Source organism: bacterium, assembly GCA_035295165.1.
In the GTDB taxonomy this organism is placed as follows: domain Bacteria; phylum Sysuimicrobiota; class Sysuimicrobiia; order Sysuimicrobiales; family Segetimicrobiaceae; genus JAJPIA01.
In genome coordinates this window covers 22,906-42,729 of sequence record DATGJN010000047.1, presented here as the reverse complement: position 1 = coordinate 42,729, position 19,824 = coordinate 22,906, and the positions used below count along the sequence as shown (strand labels likewise).

Sequence of the window (19,824 nt, the reverse complement as noted above, 5' to 3'; positions counted from 1 at the left end):
GGCTACGGGACGGTCTCCCGCGGCTCGACGCCCGCCCGGTGCGGATGCCGGTAGCGGAACGTGTCCATCTTGATCAGCTGCCGGTAGCTGCCGAAGCGTGTCGGGTCGGCCGCCGCCAGGTCGAGCGGGTCGGGCGCCTCGTCGTCGGCCGCGTCGAACAGCCGGTGGATCTTGTACGTGGTCAGGCGCTCCGCGGGGACTCGGCCGGCCTCGCGGACGAGCCGGCGCATCTCGCGCGGCGAGATCAGCTGGCCGTACCCGGCGCCGGCCGCGGTGGAGATGCTCTCGTTGATAAGCGTGCCGCCGAGGTCGTTTGCCCCGGCGCCGAGCAGCAACTGCGCCACGCGGGGCCCTTCCTTGACCCAGGACACCTGCAGGTTCGGGATCGCGCGGTTGAGGACGATCCGGGCGACCGCGTGCACGCGGAACACCTCGACACCGGTCGGTCCCGGGCGCAGCCCCCGGACGAGGCCGCGTTTCCACATCGGCGCCTCCGTGTGGACGAAGCTGAGCGGCACGAACTCCGTGAAGCCGCCGGACGAGCGCTGCAGGTCGCGCAGCAGCACGAGGTGCCGGGCCTGATCGCCTGCCGTCTCAACATGGCCGAACATCATCGTGGACGTCGTCGGAATGCCGAGCTCGTGCGCGGTGCGGATCACCTCGATCCACTGCGCCGTGCGGATCCGCCCGGGCGCGATGCGGTTGCGCACCTCGTCGTCCAGGATCTCCGCCGCCGTGCCCGGCAGGCTCCCCACGCCCGCGTCGCGCAGCGCAACGAGGTACTCGCGGATCGACCGGCCGGAGCGCACGGAGCCGTACAGCACCTCTTCAGGCGAGAAGCCGTGGATGTGCATCTCCGGCAGCGCGGCCTTGATCCGCCGCGCGAGGTCGATGTAGAGGTCGCCGTCCATCTTCGGGGCCAGCCCGGCCTGGACGCACACCTCGGTCGCCCCGAGTTCCCACGCCTCGCGCGCGCGCCGCAGGATCTCTTCCTCGGGGAGGAAGTAGCCTTCCTCCTCCCGGTAGTCCCGGCTGAACGCGCAGAAGCCGCAGCCCTTGATGCAGACGTTCGTGAAGTTGATGTTGCGGTTGACGACGTAGGTGACGACCTCGCCGACGGTCTGACGGCGCAGATGGTCGGCCGCGGCGATCGTCGCCGTGAGATCCGCTCCGGTTGCCGCGAGCAGCCGTTCGGCCTCCTCGGCGGTCACGTCGCCGCCGGACAGCGCGCGGTCGAGCGTGCGCGCGACCTCCGTGGACACGCTGGCGAGCATGCGGTGGAGCGGGTACTCGGGTTCAGGACGCGGTGACGCCATGGCGGGCGAGGCCCCCTTTCACATACCCTTCCTCGTCGGCCGCCTTGCAGAGGCCGGCGCGGAGGGGGGCTGGGACATACTCGGAGCGCTGCAACAGGTACTCGGGGTAGACCGGCAGGCGCGGGCGCAGGGTCAGTCCGGCCTCGGCGGTGCGCGCCGCGAGGGCGGCGATCTCGGGCCACCGGGCCTCCGGGTTGACGAAGTCGATCGTGAGCGGCGAGATCCCGCCCCAGTCGTTGATCCCCGCGGACAGGTACACGTGGTAGGCGTCCGCGGTGAGATTCGGCGGCACCTGGATGTTCATGTCGGGGCCCAGCACCAGCCGCGCGACCGCCGCTGTGCGGACGACGTCGTCCACGTCGGGCTCCGGCGCCCCGGACATCGGTGTCGCGGGCTTCGCGCGGAAGTTCTGCACGATCACTTCCTGCACGTGGCCCCACCGCGCGTGGGCGTCGCGGATCGCGAGCAGCGTGTCCGCGCGCTCCTCCCGTGTCTCGCCGATCCCGAGCAGCAGGCCCGTGGTGAAGGCCACGCGCAGCCGGCCGGCCGTCTCGAGCGTGTGGAGGCGTGCCCGCGGATGCTTGCTCGGCGCGTGCTCGTGCGGCCCGCCCGGGCCGCACAGCCGCTCGCTCGTGTTCTCGAGCATGAGGCCCATCGACGCGCTCACGTCGCGCAGCCCCGTCATCTCGGATTCGGACAGGGTCCCGGGATTCACATGCGGCCACAGTGTCGTCTCGGCGAGCACCAGCGCGGCCATCTCCCTGAGGTAGGCGAGCGTGCTCCGGTATCCGCGGCGGCGGAGCCACGCGCGGGCCTCCGGGAACCGCTGCTCGGGGCGTTCCCCAAGCGTGAACAGCGCCTCCGTACATCCGAGCCGCTGCCCCCGCCGTGCGACGTCGAGCACCTGCTCCGCCGTCATGTAGAGCGCGGGGTCGGAGGCCGGTGTGGTGCGGAACGTACAGTACCCGCACGCGTCGCGGCACAGGCGCGTCAGCGGAATGAAGACTTTGGGAGAGAAGCTGACCGTCGTGCCCTTGCCGCGGCCGCGGAGGCGTCTCGCCGCCTCGCAGATCGCGCCGACGTCCGCGGGCTCAGCCGAGAGCAGGCGGACCGCGTCGTCGCGGCCGAGCGCCGCCCCGTCGGCGACGCGGTCGAGTGCCGCCGCGATCTCCCGCGAACGGACCCGACCGGGCGCGTCACCCGCGGGCAGTGGTCCGGAGGGTGCGGTTGTGCGGAAGGTCATGAGGGAGAATCCGGGGCCCGGACAGGCCTCAGCGTGCGCGCCTGGCGGCCCGGCGGAGCGAGCTCAACAGCACCGCTCCCACCGCCAGCGGCATGATCCACCACGCCGGGACGGCGCGGTGGGCCAAGAAAAAGGTCACGGCGAGGGCCACGATCACGCCGGCCGCGACGGTCCAGTCGTCCCCGACGATGAACTCGTACCAGAAGCGGAAGAACCCGATCACCGCGGCCGCCATGTCACTGTCCCCCGGTTCCTATCGAGGGCGTCGCCGCCATCCGCTGCCGCTGCTGCCGCAGGAGCGACGCGAACGCCAGCGACACCACGATCAGAAACGCCAGGATGGCCGGGATCGCTCCGTCCCCGCCGGGCCAGGTCACGCCGGCGCCCTCGGCGCTCCAGAAGGTCCCGAACGTGGTGAGCATGAGGCCGACCGCGAACTTCATCGCGTTTTCGGGGACGGTGCTGAGCGGCCGGTGGACCAGCACGCCGGTGCCCGCGACGAGAACCACCGCGACGGCCGCCCCGAGGACCGCGAGCGGAAGATTGCCTTCGGTGCTCCCGAACGTCACGACGATGAATGCCACTTCCAGTCCTTCCAAGAGTACGCCCTTGAACGACAGCGTGAATCCATACCAGTCGAGCCCGGCGCGGATTTCGGTCCCTGCGGCCCGGGCCGCCTCCGTCTCTCGCCGGAACGCCGCGTCCTCATCGTGCAGCGGCACGTAGCCGGCGGCCCTGAGCACGGCCTTGCGCAGCCACTGCAGGCCAAACACCAGCAGCAGGATTCCCACGACGAGCCGGAGGGCGTCGATCGGGATGTACGTCAGCGCGGGCCCGAACACCGCGACGACGGCGGCCAGCACGACCACCCCGGCCGCAACACCGACGAGCGCCGGGCGCCAGCCGCGCGTCACGCCGACCGCGAGCACGATCGTCAACGCCTCCACCATCTCGACCGCGGAGGCGAGGAAGGTGGAGAGGACGAGCAGGATGTTGTGCATCATCACCAGCGCATCACCTCGAATACACAGGCACCGGTCGCGCGGCCGCGCGCGGGACCGGGACCCGCCTCCGCTGGGTACTTACGTTCGGCGGTGGTGCGGGAAGTCCCGTTTGACCGGTCGGCCATTCCCCGTTGCGGGTCATGAGTTCACGAAGGCGCGGACGCTATCACCCATGGTGGCCCGCTCAGCATCTCCGCTCCCCCAGGGGGATGCAGGCGTCGATCTCGATACAGGAATCGCGGTGAACGACAATTCAGCTCCGAGCCGGAGGGGGAGACGCCTTCGCGCTTCTAATGGAGAGTTCTTTCTTCCTTCGCCCCTTCCTCGCGGCGAATCACCACTCGTGTAGTATCCAAGAGGTTGCCGGTTGTTCGGCGTAGTTAGACGGGGGGCCGAACGTCACGTTGGATGCCCCGGCCCCCCATCGTGCGGGCTCTCGCACGAATTGAGTGTGACGTGCTTGTCTAGAAACCGCCGAGAATGTCGAGAATGCAGTCGCCCTCGTCGACCTTGTCGTTCCCGCCAGCTCCGCGACCCTTCGCCCCAGTGTGACAGTTACTGTTCAAGTCGCCGTTCAGGTCGTCCGCACTTGCGATCCCAGTGCCGCCGACGAAAGTCCCACCGTACGGCAGGGTGAATCCTGGCAGCACTGTTATGACCATCGCGCTCAAGAACCCCACCAGAAGCGTCCGCCGCATCCCATCCCCCCAAGGTTCCCAGTCTGTGCACCTCTCGTCGCCGTCACGCGACTCTACTTGGTGCACTTGCTGAATGCCCCAAAAAAGGCCGGGAACCCCACCTGGAGGGTCCGAGCTAGCCGAACGCGTCTTGACGGATTCTTTTGGAGGACCCGCGGATCGAACGGATTCGATGCAGCCCTTCGCGCCGTTTGCGGTCCGGGGCACGCGCGACTCGGGAATAATCTGAGCAGACATCCCAACTGCGAGGTCCGTCATGGCAATGTACCGCTGCCCGACGTGTGGTCACGAAGCCGAAGTGGCCCCAAAGTACGGGACGGAGATCGTGTCCGTCTACTGCGGCCGGCATACGACACACGCACGAGACCAGATGGATCCGGTCCGCATGGAGATCGTATCTGTCCAACCCTCGTCCAGGACCCGAGAGCTTGTCACTGTCGCGTAGGCGTTCTCCTGTGGAACTCCTAGCGTTGAGTCGCATCTCGGCAAGTCTGCGTCTAACATAGAGCGAGCCCGCTCTGTTCCGGCTGGCCCAGCGACTCCAGCAAGTCAGGCCCGTTGTTCGCCGGTGTATTCACGTTGCGGTTCACGGGCCACATTCGGAGAATGCCCTCGCATGCGGGGCGCAGGACGGCTTTGGGATCGCCCTCCACTTCGCCCAGCCAGACAGGCCATTCTGCTTCGTCGAGGATGACGGGCATGCGGTTGTGAATCCGGGCCATGTCTCCGTTGGCTTCTGTCGTCACGATCGCAAACGTGCGTCGATCCGTGTCGCTCTCAGGATCGTGCCACGTTTCCCACAGTCCTGCGAGGGCCATCGGGTTCCCGTCCGCGCGAGCAATAGCATACGGCTGTTTCTGCTTCTGGCCGGGCAGTGATTTCCATTCGTAGAAGTTGTCGGCAGGGATGAGGCATCGCCGTTTGGCAAAGGCGTCCCGAAATAGCCCCGAAGTGGAGACGGTCTCTCCCCGGGCGTTGATCGGGCGCCGCGTGTGCATGGGGTCTGTTGCCCACCGAGGCAAGAAGCCCCATTGGAGCAGCTCCAGACGGCGGTGCCCCGTCTCGGGGGTGCGCAGAATCACCATCGTGGGTTGGCTGGGTGCAAGGTTCCAGCTGGGTTCGATCCGCGGGTCCGGGTCATACCCGGCCCGGAAGAACTGCGCGACAAGCCCAGGAATCAAATAGATGCCGAGCCGGCCGCACACTTACGAAATCCGAGTCAGCACACGGTCCTGAAACCGAATCGACGGATGGACGCCGGCTTCTGCGATTGGCCGGAACCACTGTTCGAACTCAAGCCGCGGATCAACGACGGAGGATTCCTCAAACAGCGTCGTCACGCCCAGATCGTCGAAGGCCGCTTCCCATGCGGGTCCGAAGTCTGGCTCTATCCCGCGCTCTTCCAGGGTGGCCTGCGCGAAGTCAAGCAGCGCCCGAAATGCGAGCTGCTCTGCCACACAGGCCGGTCGGTAGGCCTCCCCACTCCATAGCTTCGCGCTCACGGTGAGGAGACACGTGAGGAACTGCCGCGCAAAGGCTTCGTCGTACAACTCTAGGTAGCGTGTTGGGAGGTACTCGGCCATCCACGTCTCTTCGATCGGCACGCCCTTGCTCAAGTCGTTCACCGCATCGAAGAAGAACCGGAAGAGCAACACCGTGGCGTCTTGGACGGCGGTCAGGTGCGAGTTTGACAGTGTTGAGGTTTGCAGAGCCTTCTCGCTCAGCGCCACGGTACCACCTCCAGCGGCCTCTATGCTGGAAGTATTGCATACCGAACCTGTGTTCGCAACTAGAGTTCGCTCGAAGGTGGTCTCTTGGAGAGACACCGGCAACCCAAGAGAACCTGATGGTCGTTGGCAGCAACGAGATGGGTATGTACAAGACGCGGTGCACCACGGGAAAGACGAGAAGAGCGGCAGCCCCTCAGCGCCGCTTTTCTCGTTTTCTAGTGACTGCACTGTTGCGAGTCTCGAACGCAGAGGACGACAGGGGGGACAATCATCGGACGAGCCACAGAAAGGCAGCGCATACATCCTTGCCAGCTCGTGTTCAGTGTGCCGCTCCTGCCGAACGCGGCTGGTTCAAAGCTCGGATGGGCAGTACCAAATGAAGTGTGGCGGAGCGGTTCCGGGCCGTCTCTCGCAACTATCGCCGCTGGCGCAGTTGGTGCTTGGCGCGGAGAGGCTCACACGGTTCCCTGAGCACGGTCGTAGAAGCACACCCCGATTGTCGATGAGCTAGGCAGGTTTGCCCAACTCAGCGCGGGGTGTCGTCCCATTCAGAACCCGGCGAGATGTCACGATGTTGGCCATCGCGTGCACGTGCCCGTTGCCGAACGCGCTAGCCTCCGTGAGTGTCGCAAACCCGGCCTTCAGGATTGGGCGGCTGCCATCCGTTCCGTGCCGGACCACCCGATACCCCGCGTCCGCCGACCGCTCGACGAACACTAGATACGGTCGCTGCGGCCACTGTGGATATACCCACCCGCAATCGTACTCGTGCCCGGGCATCAACGGAACCGGTTCAGAATCGGAATGCCGCATCTGACCCCTCCCATGTGCGCCTTGTGGCGGTTGTCGAGGGGCACCGGTTCGACGAGAGTGTCGAAGGAACAGGCTGCAGCGCATCGCAGAGGAGGTGCCCCCCGTCTCCTAAATACCCAGGGGCTTGGCGCCAGCGGACATTCCTTTACGGATCTGTCGGCGGAGATACGGATGTGACGCGGCGACCCGGCGGGCGTGCTCGAGCGTGACACCTGACCACGGTCGTGCAAGGGTTTCAGGTTCTGGTTCCGCCCCAATCCGCGCGCCCTGGACGGGATCACGTACCTGATGATCGTCGCCCGTGTCCTCGGACTGTCGTGGACGATGAGCGCCATGCGACTCTACCGGCCCATTGTGCGAGCTGCCCGCCAGCGTCTTTCTGCGGCGTGAGTCGCCACAGAACGGCTGAGACCGTCGCACCGCCAGCCCGTCCTGAGCGGGCCGCGGCGAATTAAATTCTGCGCACGGAAGCGGCGCGGACAAGCCCGAGCTGCCGCTCGACGAGGTTGGTGTAGAGCCCACCTCGCGCCAGCAGGCTCGCGTGCGTTCCCGTGTCCACGAGGCGCCCGCCATCGAGCACGGCGATCAGGTCGGCCGCGCGGATCGTTGACAGCCGGTGAGCGATCACGATCGTCGTGCGATCGTGCATCAGGTCATCGAGCGCGCATCGCACTAGCGCTTCGTTGACCGCGTCGAGATGCGAGGTTGCCTCGTCCAGGATCAGCACGGGCGCGTTCTTGAGAAACGCGCGGGCGATCGCCACGCGCTGGCGCTGGCCGCCCGAGAGTTGCACGCCGCGCTCGCCGACCCGAGTGTCCAACCCGTCCGGGAGGCTTTCGACCATCTCGGCCAGCGCGGCGCGGTCGATCGCGAGGCGAAGCTCGCGGTCATCGGCGTCCGGCTTGGCCAGCAGCACGTTCGCGCGCAGCGTGTTGTTGAACAAGTACGTGTCCTGGGCGACGAGCGCGATGCGGCCCCGTAGCTGGTCGAGCGCGTAGGCGCGCACGTCGCGGCCGTCGAGCGTGATCGTGCCGTCTGACGGATCCCAGAACCGCAGGAGCAGGTTCGCGGCCGTGGTCTTGCCGGCCCCCGAGGGGCCGACCACCGCCACAGTGGCGCCTGGCCGGATGTCCAGGCTGAACGACGAGAGCGCCGCGCGGCGCGTCCCCGGGTACGTGAAGGTCACACCGTTGAACGCGATCGCGGATCCGCCGCGTGCCGGCGGTGGCGGATTCTCCGGGCCGTCGGTCACCGTTACGGGTTCGCGGTTGACCGTGTACAGCCGACGGGTCGACGCGAAGGTGTCGGCCAGTTGCCGGCCGACATTTGCGATCTCCGATACTGGGAGGAACGCCGCGACCGCGAGCAGCGTCAGGAGCGGCAACACCGTGGGATCCAGGCGTCGGTGCGCCGCGAGCAGCGCCCCGGCCCCGGCGACCGCCAGCCCGCCCAGGCCCATACCCACTTCGAGTTGCGCCGTCTGGAACGCGAGATCCTTGAAGAACTCCAGGCGCGTCGCCTGGTACGCGCGGACGACGTCCATGAACTCAGCGCGGCGCCGATCGAGCGCCTGGAAGGCCACGAGCTCCGAGAGCCCTTGAATCGTGTCCCCGACGTGGGCGGTGAGCAATCCCAGACTTTCCCTAACGCGCGCCCCGATCTGGTCGATGCGCCGCCGGAAGAACAGCGGCGCGATCCCAACGTACGCAAGGAACGGCAGCAAGGCCAAGCCCACCGGCCATGCGACGACGGCGAGCGCGATGAGCACAGTGGCGGGCGTGAACACCGCCACGGCCGCGGGCGTGACGGTGTGCGCATAGAAGTACTCGATCGTCTCGACATCCTGCGTCGCGAGCGCGACCAGGTCTCCCGACCGCCGTCGGAGCAGATACGCCGGGGCCAAGGCATCCAGTTTCGCGAACAGCGCGATGCGCATCTCGGCCAGCAGATCGTACGCCACCACATGAGCGAGGTAGGCTTCGACCCACTGCAGGATCCCGGCCAGCGGCGTGGTGATCGCAAGCAGCACGAGGAACGCGCCGTACGGCGCGCCGTGCCGCACGGCGGCGACGATGAGGGCGCTCACGATCGCGACACCGGTGAAGGCGGCGACACGACCGATGCCCGACAGCATCGTCAGTGCGAGCTGCCCGCGCAGCGGCAGGACAAACTGCAACAGCGTGGCAACGGTCTTCCCTAGGCCGAGTGGGAAAGCCCGTACGATCGCATCCTCGGGGTCCGCGGCGAGGTCAACATCGCCGAGCAGATCGGGGCCGCCGCGAGAGACCCGCGGACGTTCGGAGCGGGAGTCTGCCACAAGGACTCCGTCGTCAGCTTGCGTGCCCATCAACCGGCGGTAAGCCCCATCCCGTCGCATCAGTTCGTCGTGACGTCCGCTCTCGACGATGCGACCTTGGTCGAGAACGAGGATGCGGTCGGCGTCGATTACGCTCGACAGGCGATGGGCAAGGATGAGCGTCGTGCGTCCGACCATCAGGCGGTCGAGCGCTTGCTGGATCGCGGCTTCGCTCTCTGAGTCGACCGAAGACGTCGCTTCGTCGAGAATCAGGATCGGCGCGTCGCGCAGCAGCGCCCGCGCGATCGCGAGACGTTGACGCTGCCCGCCTGAGAGCTTGGCGCCGCGCTCGCCGATCACGGTAGCGTATCCTTGCGGGAGGGTCTGGATGAACCCATCCGCGTTTGCGGCGCGCGCCGCCGCGACGAGTTCCTCCGTCGTGGCGTCCGGGCTCCCGAGCCGCAGGTTCTCCTCGACCGTACCGTGGAACAGGTGGGTATCCTGCTGGACCACGGCGATCTGGGAACGCGCCTGTTCCGGGTCGATCGTGCGGTAATCTCGTCCCCCGATGCGCACGGTGCCTTCCTGAGGATCGTACAGTCGCAACAGCAGGCGTGTGATCGATGACTTGCCGGCACCGCTCGGTCCCACGATGCCGACACGTTCCCCGGCGCCGACTGTAAACGACAAGCCGCCGTGGGCATCGCCGCGCCGGCCGGGGTAGGCGAACCGGACACGTTCGAATTCGAGCGTGGGTGGGAGTGTCACCGGCGCGGCCCCGCGGCCGCTGGGCGTTGTCGCTGCGGTGTCCAGCAGGGCGGTGATCCCGATCGCCGCGGCCTGTCCGACGAGTCCTTGGTGCAGCACGGTCCGGAGGTCGCGGAGCGGACGGAAAATCTCGGTGCCGGCCATGAGAATGATCAGCAGGGCCTGGAGGCTCATGAGTCCGTGTGACACCCGGTACGCGCCGAGCGTCAGCCCTGCGGCGGCGCCGCTTGCGACAACGAGGTCGGTGATCCCGCGGCTCGACAGGCTGGTGGCGAGCACGCGGATCGTATCGCGCGACAGGGCGCGTGCCTTGTCCGCGAGCATCCGACCGTACGCAGTACTCTGCCCAAACGCTTTGAGCGTCGCCAGCCCCTGGATGGCATCGAGGAATTCTTCGCTGAACGTCTTCAGTGACGCCGAGCGGCGCAGGCTTGCGTGCCGATTGCCCCCGTGGACCGCCGGCACCACGAGCCCGAGGAGCGCGAAGACAAGCATCACCGCGGCGACCGGCACGTCCCACCAGGCAATGAAGGCAAAGATCGCAATTGGGGTCAGCGCGGTGACGCATAGTTGCGGAAGGTACTGGCCGAAGAAGGGTTGGAGTTGTTCGACGCCGTCCACGATCGACAGCATTACACCACCCGTCCGCTCCCCGGCGAACCAAGCGGGGCCGAGCTCGACCACCTTGTCGTAGAGGCGCGCGCGGAGTTGGGTCTGGATACACGATGAGGTCTGATGCGCGATCATAGCCCGCACGTATTCGAGCGCGCCTCGCAGGAAAACGGCCCCGGCCACGGTGGCGGCCGGAATGACGAGCCCTCCGGCTTGCGCGCCGCGGAACACGACGGTCAACAGCCAGCCGAGCGCGGCGAAGCGGGCAATTCCGACGAACGAGGAGAGGAGTCCAACCGCGATCGCGGCCGCGATCCGGAGCCTCGCGCCGCGCATCAACGCCCAAAGCTGTTTGTCGAAATACATCCGCACTCCTGTCGCGACGGCCCCACATCCCTGCGTTCCGCGCCACGGACGGCTTCGGCGCGCGCGTCCGCACCGGGATCAAGCGCGCGGAGGTCCACCGTCACCGGCTGTTGATGAGGCAAGTGCCGTCGGGCTGGGCAAGGCAGGAACGATCATCATCATGTTAACATGATACACGCCGTGCCACGGGCCAGTTCGAGCGCGACGAGCAGGGGATGCGCTTCGACCACGGTCCGACGGTGCCGCTGCCAGACTGTCTCGCACCACCAAGCGTGCGGGGCCGAGGTCACGGACGTTTCTCGCGGTGGTGGCCCGTTGCGTGCACGACTCCACGACGCCATAGACGCAGCGGCCACATTTCTCACGTACGTCGGAGTCACCGGATCATCTGCCAACGGTACAGCCGCATCGATATCCACTCGACCGTTCGAGTGTACTACGATCCGCGCCACGACCGCGTGAATCGCGTCGAACCGCTCCGACTCCTCGAGCACGACCGCGGCGGACCGGAGAGCTCGGCAGACGTGCTCCCACACGAAACCAAACCGCACAGAACCGTCTTGTGAACGCGGTAGGGCGCCGTGCTCGTAGATCGTTCCGGCTGCGACGACCCCTAAACGATAAACAGATCCCGCGGGAAGTCTGTGATCACCTCGCACCCGGTGTCTGTGACGAGTACCGTTTCGCCGATGATGATCGTGTAGCGGGCGAGGTCGTAGATTCCCGGCACCAAGTGGAACGTCATCCCGGGTCGGAGGGGGCGCTCGTCGCCGTCCCAAATCGACATGATCTGCCCTTCACCCCAGTCGGGCGCGTAGTTGATCCCCACGGAGTAGCCGGTGCGGTGTCCGAGCATGTGCCCCATCCCGTGCTTGCGGAACACTGATTTGCTCGCATCGTGCACTTCTCCTGAGGTTGCCCCCGGCTTGATCGCCTCGATCACGTGCTCAAGAGCCTCCCGCACGGCCCGCCCTCGCCGTGCCACCTCATCGGCGGGCTTGCCCACGACGCCGCTGCGGAACAGCGCCGCACAGTAGCGCTTGACCACCCCTGGCAGCTCGTAGTTGAGCACATCCCCCGCCAGGTAGGTTCGCCCCGCCCAGGTGCTGTGGCAGAGGCTAGTCCGGGGCCCGCTCGTGATGAACGGCGGCAGCCCGGCGTACTCGCTGCCCGCCCGAATGAGTTCCGCCGACATCGCCGCCGCGACCTCGTTCTCGGTCGTCCCCGCCCGCGACGCCCCGATCGCCGCCCGCATCGCCCGCGCCGCGGCCCGCGCCGCCGCCCGGATGTGGTTCAGTTCCTCGGCCGACTTGGTCACCCGCTGCTCCTCCACCACTCGCGAGGCGTCGGCGAGCTGCCCTCCCGCGCTTTCGACGCCCCGCTGAAGCTGGTGATACCGCTTGGGACTGATAAACCAGCTATCCGCTTCGGCCCCGACCGTCTTGCCGGCGACCCCCAGCTCGTGCAACAGCCCCAGCGTGGCCTCGACCGGGTCTTGCCGGTCCTCGTACCCTACGGTCTGTCGCGACCAGCTCCGTCCCAGCGTGTTCGTCGTTTCGATCCGGCGCAGCACGTTGACGGGACGCCGGTTCGGCGTCAACACCGACGCCTGATAGAAGTAGTAGCCCGGGCTATCGTGCCCCGTCAGATAGTAGATGTTCTCCGGCGTAAAGCTGATGAACGCCGCCAGATCGCGGGCCGCCATCTCCCGCCGGGTGTTGTCGAGGCGGCGTTGGAACTCCGCATCGCTGAACGGGAGCGCGTCGACCAGCGGGCCGGAGCCTTCCTGAACCTGTACTCTTGGGATCGTCATCGCATGCCTCCCGGCGTTGCGCTGTTCTGACGATGTCGGCTGTCGCTGACGGTCGCCCCGGCGGCGGGCCGCCGAACGGGTGCGGTCGCTCAGCCCAGGAACAGGCGGTCCGGATCCAGCCGCCGGAGGAACTCGAGTTCGTGGTCGGTGGGCGGGGAGAGCCTCTCCGGTTCGGCGGGCACCTCGATCTCGAACCCAGTGTTGTCGCGGACCTGCCGGACGTCGGCCTGGGGTTGCAGCGCGTCGAGGTGCATGCGCCGAGTCCGGGGATGGAAGCTCATCATCGCCAAGTTCGTGACGACCCTGCTCGGCCCCCCGAAGAGCAGGCCGGCGCCGGTTCGCGCTGTTCCCCCGGCGAGGTAGCCCGGGCTGGTGACGAAGTCCAGGCGTTCCACGAATCGGCGGCGCTCGTGCGTCGTGACGATGAAGACCTCCCGGCAGTGGGAGATGATGTCGCAGGCGCCTCCACTGCCGGGCAGGCGCACCCGTGGGCGGTCGACGGGGCCGATCACCGACGTGTTGATGTTGCCGTGCGCGTCGATCTGCGCGCCGCCGAGGAAGCCGTAGTCGAAGAAGCCGCGCTGCGCGTACAGAAAGGTCTGCGTGATCGGAGGGAGCATCATCGCGCGACACCCGGCGCGCATCTCGTTCGTCGAGATCGGAAGTTTTCCGGGCTGCGCCTCCAGGCCGATCACCCCGCCCTCTACGACGATGGTCAGGTGCGGCGCGTGCGTGGTGCGCGCCAGCGCCGACGCGAGGAGCGGGGTCCCCACGCCCGCGAACACGATCTTGTGGTCGGCGAGGAGGCGGCTCGCCGTCACGGCGAGGAGCTCGGACGCCGTGTACGACGTCATCCGCCCGTCAGCTCGCGGGCGGCCTCTCGCTGGCGGAGAAGCCGGTCCGTGCCGAACCGCCCGAGGTAGTCGTCGAAGGTCTCTTCTCCGTAGACGTAGTCCTCGAGATACGCGCGGGCGGCCGGAACGCCCTCCGCCCCGGTGCGGCGCGCGTAGGCGCCGATGTGGTCGATGTCGGCCTCGTAGAGGCCGTAACACTCGTGCGGGTACGCGCCGTACGGCACCTCGACGACCGCGTCCACCGCGAAGAAGGGGATCGCCGTGCGGTCGGCGCGGCGCCGGATCTCCTCGGTGTCCACGATCTCCTCGGCGCTGATGATGACCGTGGAGGCCGCGAGCCCGATGTCGGCGTCCATGTGCGGATACCCGTCGATCTGCGCGTTGCCGAAGCGGTCCGCCCGGTGGACGTGCATGACCGCGACGTCCGGAAACAGCGCGGGGACCAGGCACAACCGCTCGCCGGTGAACGGGCACGCCATCGTCTTGGCCGTCGTGGTCGTTTGCAGGTCCGAGCCGAGCATCGACAGCGTGGGCAAGAACGGCATCCCCATCGCCGCCGCGCGATACCGGAGTCCCATCGCCAGGTGGCTCCACTCCTCGAGGCGGGCCTGCCCGCTTTCGACGAGCTCCCGCACCACGCGCGAGAGCCCCCACGGGAGGCCGATGCCGATCCAGCTGGTGACGAGCTCGCGCGTCGCCCCGGCCACCAGGAACAGCTCGCTCTCGTAGCACATCAGGTTGCGCGAGAGCGTGAGGCCGGTGCGGCGCAAGCGCAGGATCTCCCTGAGCAGCGCCATCGGCGTGCGCGAGTACAGGCACCCGCCGATCGCCAGATGATCGCCGTTCCGCACGAGCGACGCGGCCTGCGCGAGCGACATCCGCTTGTCGCGCAGCGCCCGGTCTTTCGTCTCCACGCGGCGCCGCGCTTCCACGAAGGTCAGGCCGGTCACGGCGCGACCCCCGCGGTCATGCCGCGCAGGCGGGGGATCACGTCTCGGGCGATGATCTCGAGCTGGTCCGTGCGGTACTCGAAGGGCACCAGCACGATGTGTTCCACGCCGGCTTCGATGTGACGCGCCAGCTGCTCGGCGCACTGTGCCGGCGTCCCGCGAATGGCGCTGTCCGGGGAGGATTCGCTCCACGGCGCCACGTCGAAGTACCGGGCGATGAAGTCGCGGCTGCCGCGGTCCGCCTCCTCGAACGTGTCGGCGACGTAGATGGGGAGCTGGTTCACGTTGCGGAGGTCCGCCGGATCGCGCCCCTGCTCGCCGGCGATCTCGTGCAGCCTGCGCCAGGTCTTTCGGAAACTCTCCGCCGTGTAGAAGTACGTCAGCCAGCCGTCGCCGTGGCGCACGACCCGGCGGAGGACGGCGTCGACGTAGCCGCCGATCAGGATCCGCGGCCGCGGCCGCTGTAGTGGCTTCGGCAGCATCACCGCCCCGTTGAAGGCGTAGCCGTCGACCGCCCCGTCCACGCGCTCCTCGGTCCAAAATCGCTTGACGATGTCCAGGTGCTGCACGAAGATCTTCCCGCGGTCCTTGAAGGAGACGCCGCACGCCTCGAACTCGCGCGCGTACCAGCCGGCGGCGAATCCCATCACGAGCCTGCCCTTGGAGAGATGATCGATGCTGGTGAGCACCTTCGCCAGCACGACGGGGTTCCGTAGCGGCAGGACGCAGACGCCGGTGCCGAGCCGCAGGCGGCTCGTGCGGACGGCGAGCGCCGCGAGCGTGGAGAGGGCCTCGAGAAAGGGAAACGGGCGCTTTGTTCCCAAGAGGATATGGTCCCACACCCACGCCGAGTGGAACCCCAACGTCTCCGCCTTGGCCGCGTAGTCCAGGATCCCGTCGACGTTCGGCTCGTCCGGATGCGGGGTGAAGTTCTCGAGCGCGACGCCGAAGTGGACCTCTCGACCCGCCATGTGGCGCCTCCTAAGGCCCGACCGTCTCTGTTCCGGGCGGGGCCCCGCGCACGGGCGCTTCTGCCGCATCGTGCCCGGGGCGGCCCCGCGCCGCGTTGGGTTGCTTCGACGAGGATATCGAACTCCTGCCGGACCCTGCGTCCGAGACGCTAGATCGGCTCGCCCGCGGTCTTCTTCCGTTGCGCGTCGAGCGCCTCGAGCACCCGTTCCGGAGTCATCGGCAGGTCAACCAGGCGAACGCCCGCGGCGTCCCAGATCGCGCTGGCGATCGCCGCCGGCGGAGGGCCGGTGGGCGGTTCCCCGATTCCCCGCGCGTTGAACGGTCCCTTGCCCTCGCCGGACTCGACCACCACGGGCGCGACGTCGGGCACGTCCATCGCCGTGGGCATGAGATAGCCCGCGAATAGCGTGCTCAGGTTGGTGCCGGCGTCGACCGCGATCTCCTCCATGAGCGCCTGGCCGGCTCCCATCACGGCGCCGCCCTGGATCTGGCCCTGCACGCTCTGCGGGTGGATGGCGCGCCCGACGTCGTGGCACGCCGCGTACTTGAGCAGCGTAACAGCCCCCGTCTCCACGTCGACCTCCACCTCGACGGCGTGGCACCCGAACGTGTAGTCGGGGAACGTCTTGCCCTGTCCCGTCTCGAGGTCGATCGGCGGGGCCTGCTCGCCGTGGAACGTCGACAGGTGCGCCGCGGGGACGCCGCGGCGGGCGCACTCCGCGACCACGCGCGCGAGCGCGATCGTCCGCTCCGGGCTGCCGATGACGCTGGCGTGGTCGTCGGCGAGCTGTACGTCTACCTCGGCCGCCTCGAGCGCCACGGCGGCGACCGGCGCGATCATCGCCCGGAGCTCCCGCGCGGTCTGTGCTACGGCGTTGCCCGACATGTAGAGTTGCCGGGTGGCGAACGTCCCGCCGGCGAGCGGGGTCAGCGCGCTGTCGCCGATGTGGACGGCGATGCGGCCCGGCGAGACGCCCAGGATTTCCGCCGCGATCTGCGCCAGCGACGCGGCTTGACCGCCGCCGAGGTCGGTCACGCCCGTGCGGATCACGAGGGACCCGTCGGCCTCGAACCCGACCCACGCGTGCGCGCGGTCCCGGAACCACACCGTGCGGCCGTAGGGCTGGATGTTGCAGCCGATTCCCCGGCCCACCCTGGCCGCGGGGCCCGATGGGCGGCTCGGGGGGCCGAGCGCGGCGGTGGCGAGCGGGACCAGATGGGGCAGGGCGACGTGCGTGTCGATCGTCTGCCCCGTGGCCAGCGCGTCGCCCTTTTGGAGGAAGTTCCGCGAGCGTAGCTCCACCGACGAGATGTGGAGCGCCTCCGCGAGCAGATCCATCTGCGACTCGTACGCAAACGTGACCTGCATCGCGCCGAAGCCGCGCATGGCGCTGGTTGGCACGTTGTTCGTGAACGCGGCACGGGCGTCGATCGTGACGTTGGGGACGCGATACGGGCCGCACCCCGCGACCAGCGCGGCGAACAGCACCCGTGGGGAAAGCAGCGGGTAGGGGCCCGCGTCGGCCAGCAGGGCGATGTGCTGCGCGACGAGGCGGCCGTCCCGGGTCGCGCCCGTGCGGTACCGCATCGCGAGGGGGTGGCGCTTGGGCCGGGCGAGCAGGGATTCCTGGCGCGTCCACAGCATGCGCACCGGCCGTCCCGTCTTCCACGCGAGGAGGGCAACGTAGGGTTCGACCGTCATGTCTTCCTTGCCGCCGAACCCGCCGCCGACGAACGGCGCGATCATCCGCACCTTGTTGTGCGGTAGGCGGAGCATCTCGGCGATCTCACGGAAGTGCTCGATCACCTGCGTCGCGGCGCGGACGTTCACGACGCCGTCCCCGTCCACCCACGCGACCCCCGCCTCGGGTTCTAGGTACGCGTGGTCGACGCGCTGCGTTCGGTACGTGCGCTCGACGACGACGTCCGCGCGCCGGAACCCGTCGTCCACGTCTCCCCGCCGCAGCTTCCAGTGGATGAGGAGGTTCTCCCGGTCCGGGTGGATGCGCGGCGCGTCCGGCGCGAGCGCCGCCTCCACGTCAAAGACGCCGGGCAGCGGTTCGTACTCCACCTCGAGCGCCTCGAGGGCGTCCTGCGCCTGGGCGTCCGTTTCGGCGGCCACGAGCGCGACGGGCTCTCCTTGGTATCTCACGCACTCCGCCGCGAGCACGGGCGTGTCGAAGAAGGCGAGGCCGACGCCGGTCGGGTCCTCGTGGATCGCGTTTGCGGGGACGTCCTCCGCCGTCAGCACGGCCACCACGCCGGGGAGGGCGCGAGCCCGTTCCACCCCGATGCGGCGGATCCGCGCCGACGGGTAGACCGCGCGGAGGATGCGGCCGACGAGCATGCCCGGCAACCGCCAGTCGGCCGCGTACAGCGTCGCGCCGCGGACCTTGTCGGTGGCGTCGAAGCGGGGGAGGGACTTCCCGATGATCCGGTAGGGTGTGGACGGCGGGAGCGCTCCCGGTGTGCCCTGGGCCATCGTCACTCGCCCCCGTGCCGGCGGTCGTCTCGCGTCAGGCGGCGCCGAGCCACTGCCCGAGCGGGAGGACGACGACGCCCGTCGCCTCGAGCATGCCCCGCAGCATCCGCACGGCCTGCTGCGAGGGTCCGTGGTCCCCGTGGAGGCAGATCGTGTCGACCTCGATCTCGAGCACCGTGCCGTCCTCGGCCGGCAGACGGTGGTCCCGCACCGCGGCGACCGCGCGCCGGCACATCGCCTCCGGGTCCGTCAGCATCGCATTCGCGAGCCGCCGGCTGACCAGCGTACCGTCGGCGTTGTAGCCGCGGTCCAGAAAGAACTCGCGCGCGACGCGCATCCCCGCGGCGTCCGCCTGGGCGCGCAGGCGGGAGTGCGGTGTGGCCACGATGATCAGCGCGGGATCGATCAGTTTGACCCCGGCCACGACGCCAGCCGCGACGGCGTCGTCGGCCTCCGCCACATTGTACAGCGCGCCGTGAGGCTTCACGTGCTGCAGCCGGAGCCCGTGGGCCTCCACCACGCCCTTCGCGGCCGCGACCTGGTAGAGAACCATGTCCTCCACCTCACGCCCGGTCATATCCATCCGGCGCCGGCCGAAACCCACCAGGTCCGGGTATCCCGGGTGCGCGCCGATCGCGACGCGGTGGCGGCGCAGCAGCTCGACCGTGCGCCGCATCGTCCCGGGGTCACTCGCGTGAAACCCGCAGGCGATGTGCGCGGACGTGAGGTGCGGGGTGATCTCGGGATCGCGCCCCATCGGCCACGGGCCGAACGACTCACCCATGTCGGCTGCGATATCCACGCAGACGCGTGCGCGTGCCATTGTCGCCGCCTCCGGGCGTTCGAGGTCAGAACTCAATCGATCACGACGAGGTGCTTCCCGGCGAGCCTACGCGCGTCCTCGGGCCGGATCCCGCGCGCCGGCGTTGCCGAGGCGCCGTGCGACGGGGACGCGCCCCCGAGCTCGGTCGAGAGATAGCGCAGGCCGTTGTCGTTGATCGTGGACACGATGGTGCGGAGTGCCGGGTACCGCCGGGCGACTTTGACGCAGGCGGCGACGTTGCAACCGGAGGAGATCCCGCAGAAGATGCCTTCCTCCCGGGCCAGGCGCTGCGCCATCGCGATCGCCTCCTCCGAGGAGACCGTCACGACACCGTCGATCCAGCGCAGGTCTAGGACGTCGGGGATGAACCCGTCCCCGATCCCCTCGATCCTGTGCGATCCCCATCCGCGCCCCGCAAGGATCGCGCACTCCGCGGGCTCCACCGCGAAGCTCAAGACCTCCGGCCGCTGTTCCTTCAAGTATGCGCTCACCCCGGTCAGCGTGCCGCCCGTCCCGGGCGCCGCGACGAACGCGTCCACACGTCCTTCCGTCTGCTCCCAGATCTCCGGGCCGGTGGACCGCCGGTGCGCGCGCACGTTGTCCGGGTTCGCGAACTGGCCCACCTCCCAGATCTGCGACCCCCACCGCGCCCGGAGCTCCCGCACCTTCTCCAGCACGAGATCGACGTCGCTCTCGCTGCCGGGGGTCAGGACGAGCTCCGCGCCGTACGCCTCGATCACCTGCCGGCGCTCCACGCTCATGCCCTCGGGCATGACGATGATCACCCGGTAGCCTTTGGCGGCCCCGACCATCGCCGTGGCGATCCCGGTGTTGCCGGTCGTGCCTTCGATGAGGATCATGCCCGGGCGGAGGTCCCCGCGCCGTTCCGCTTCCTCGACGATCGCGGGGAGGATGCGGTCCTTCACGCTGCCGCTGGGGCCGAAGTACTCGAGCTTGACGAACACCGACGCCTGGACCTCGGCGACCGTGCGGCCGAGGCGCACCAGCGGAGTCAGGCCCGCGGTGTCGAGGATGCTCGCCGCAGGGCGCTTTCGCCGTTCCCAGTCCATTCGCTCGGAGGGCC

16 protein-coding genes are annotated in these 19,824 nt (G+C 68.5%); all 16 read right to left on the bottom strand.

Features of this window, described 5'->3' with window-relative positions:
• Positions 1–2 precede the first annotated feature (2 nt).
• Positions 3–1,274, bottom strand: coding sequence for a 5-amino-6-(D-ribitylamino)uracil--L-tyrosine 4-hydroxyphenyl transferase CofH (gene cofH, locus VKZ50_06920; GenBank protein ID HLJ59445.1), 1,272 nt, complete (start codon positions 1,272–1,274; stop codon positions 3–5).
• 22 nt (positions 1,275–1,296) lie between these two features.
• Positions 1,297–2,559 (bottom strand): 7,8-didemethyl-8-hydroxy-5-deazariboflavin synthase CofG, encoded by a 1,263-nt coding sequence (cofG, locus tag VKZ50_06915; GenBank protein HLJ59444.1) that lies wholly within the window; start codon positions 2,557–2,559, stop codon positions 1,297–1,299.
• A gap of 28 nt (positions 2,560–2,587) precedes the next feature.
• On the bottom strand, positions 2,588–2,794 hold the full coding sequence (locus tag VKZ50_06910; protein ID HLJ59443.1) for a hypothetical protein: 207 nt from the start codon (positions 2,792–2,794) through the stop codon (positions 2,588–2,590).
• 1 nt (position 2,795) lies between these two features.
• Positions 2,796–3,560, bottom strand: coding sequence for a hypothetical protein (locus tag VKZ50_06905; protein HLJ59442.1), 765 nt, complete (start codon positions 3,558–3,560; stop codon positions 2,796–2,798).
• A 467-nt stretch (positions 3,561–4,027) separates the two neighbouring features.
• Positions 4,028–4,261, bottom strand: a complete 234-nt coding sequence (locus VKZ50_06900) for a hypothetical protein (GenBank protein ID HLJ59441.1) — start codon at positions 4,259–4,261, stop codon at positions 4,028–4,030.
• 497 nt (positions 4,262–4,758) lie between these two features.
• On the bottom strand, positions 4,759–5,466 hold the full coding sequence (locus VKZ50_06895; protein HLJ59440.1) for an SOS response-associated peptidase: 708 nt from the start codon (positions 5,464–5,466) through the stop codon (positions 4,759–4,761).
• A complete protein-coding gene (locus VKZ50_06890) occupies positions 5,467–5,991 on the bottom strand; it encodes a hypothetical protein (GenBank protein ID HLJ59439.1) in 525 nt (174 codons plus the stop codon). It abuts the gene before it with no gap.
• 507 nt (positions 5,992–6,498) lie between these two features.
• Positions 6,499–6,804: a hypothetical protein gene (locus VKZ50_06885; GenBank protein ID HLJ59438.1), complete on the bottom strand. Its 306-nt coding sequence runs from the start codon at positions 6,802–6,804 to the stop codon at positions 6,499–6,501.
• A gap of 451 nt (positions 6,805–7,255) precedes the next feature.
• Entirely contained in the window at positions 7,256–10,846 is a 3,591-nt protein-coding gene (locus VKZ50_06880; protein HLJ59437.1) for an ABC transporter ATP-binding protein, read from the bottom strand.
• A 613-nt stretch (positions 10,847–11,459) separates the two neighbouring features.
• Positions 11,460–12,659: a Xaa-Pro peptidase family protein gene (locus VKZ50_06875; GenBank protein ID HLJ59436.1), complete on the bottom strand. Its 1,200-nt coding sequence runs from the start codon at positions 12,657–12,659 to the stop codon at positions 11,460–11,462.
• A gap of 89 nt (positions 12,660–12,748) precedes the next feature.
• Positions 12,749–13,513, bottom strand: coding sequence for a CoA-transferase (locus VKZ50_06870; GenBank protein HLJ59435.1), 765 nt, complete (start codon positions 13,511–13,513; stop codon positions 12,749–12,751).
• On the bottom strand, positions 13,510–14,463 hold the full coding sequence (locus VKZ50_06865) for a CoA-transferase (protein HLJ59434.1): 954 nt from the start codon (positions 14,461–14,463) through the stop codon (positions 13,510–13,512). The genes VKZ50_06870 and VKZ50_06865 overlap by 4 nt, the downstream gene beginning before the upstream one ends.
• Positions 14,460–15,434 (bottom strand): TIGR03619 family F420-dependent LLM class oxidoreductase, encoded by a 975-nt coding sequence (locus VKZ50_06860; protein HLJ59433.1) that lies wholly within the window; start codon positions 15,432–15,434, stop codon positions 14,460–14,462. Before VKZ50_06860 ends, VKZ50_06865 begins: the two co-directional genes overlap by 4 nt.
• A 149-nt stretch (positions 15,435–15,583) precedes the next feature.
• Entirely contained in the window at positions 15,584–17,917 is a 2,334-nt protein-coding gene (locus VKZ50_06855; protein HLJ59432.1) for a xanthine dehydrogenase family protein molybdopterin-binding subunit, read from the bottom strand.
• Between the two features lie 34 nt (positions 17,918–17,951).
• A complete protein-coding gene (locus tag VKZ50_06850) occupies positions 17,952–18,740 on the bottom strand; it encodes a 5-oxoprolinase subunit PxpA (GenBank protein ID HLJ59431.1) in 789 nt (262 codons plus the stop codon).
• Between the two features lie 32 nt (positions 18,741–18,772).
• On the bottom strand, positions 18,773–19,810 hold the full coding sequence (cysK, locus tag VKZ50_06845; protein HLJ59430.1) for a cysteine synthase A: 1,038 nt from the start codon (positions 19,808–19,810) through the stop codon (positions 18,773–18,775).
• Between the last annotated feature and the right edge of the window lie 14 nt (positions 19,811–19,824).

Bases quoted from the DNA above. Each gene is read 5' to 3' on its own strand.
- VKZ50_06905 (HLJ59442.1), bottom strand. From the start codon at position 3,560: ATGCACAACATCCTGCTCGTCCTCTCCACCTTCCTCGCCTCCGCGGTC.
- VKZ50_06885 (HLJ59438.1), bottom strand. From the start codon at position 6,804: ATGCGGCATTCCGATTCTGAACCGGTTCCGTTGATGCCCGGGCACGAG.
- VKZ50_06900 (HLJ59441.1), bottom strand. From the start codon at position 4,261: ATGCGGCGGACGCTTCTGGTGGGGTTCTTGAGCGCGATGGTCATAACA.
- VKZ50_06880 (HLJ59437.1), bottom strand. From the start codon at position 10,846: ATGTATTTCGACAAACAGCTTTGGGCGTTGATGCGCGGCGCGAGGCTC.
- cysK (HLJ59430.1), bottom strand. From the start codon at position 19,810: ATGGACTGGGAACGGCGAAAGCGCCCTGCGGCGAGCATCCTCGACACC.
- VKZ50_06910 (HLJ59443.1), bottom strand. From the start codon at position 2,794: ATGGCGGCCGCGGTGATCGGGTTCTTCCGCTTCTGGTACGAGTTCATC.
- VKZ50_06875 (HLJ59436.1), bottom strand. From the start codon at position 12,659: ATGACGATCCCAAGAGTACAGGTTCAGGAAGGCTCCGGCCCGCTGGTC.
- VKZ50_06860 (HLJ59433.1), bottom strand. From the start codon at position 15,434: ATGGCGGGTCGAGAGGTCCACTTCGGCGTCGCGCTCGAGAACTTCACC.
- VKZ50_06850 (HLJ59431.1), bottom strand. From the start codon at position 18,740: ATGGCACGCGCACGCGTCTGCGTGGATATCGCAGCCGACATGGGTGAG.
- VKZ50_06855 (HLJ59432.1), bottom strand. From the start codon at position 17,917: ATGGCCCAGGGCACACCGGGAGCGCTCCCGCCGTCCACACCCTACCGG.
- cofH (HLJ59445.1), bottom strand. From the start codon at position 1,274: ATGCTCGCCAGCGTGTCCACGGAGGTCGCGCGCACGCTCGACCGCGCG.
- VKZ50_06870 (HLJ59435.1), bottom strand. From the start codon at position 13,513: ATGACGTCGTACACGGCGTCCGAGCTCCTCGCCGTGACGGCGAGCCGC.
- cofG (HLJ59444.1), bottom strand. From the start codon at position 2,559: ATGACCTTCCGCACAACCGCACCCTCCGGACCACTGCCCGCGGGTGAC.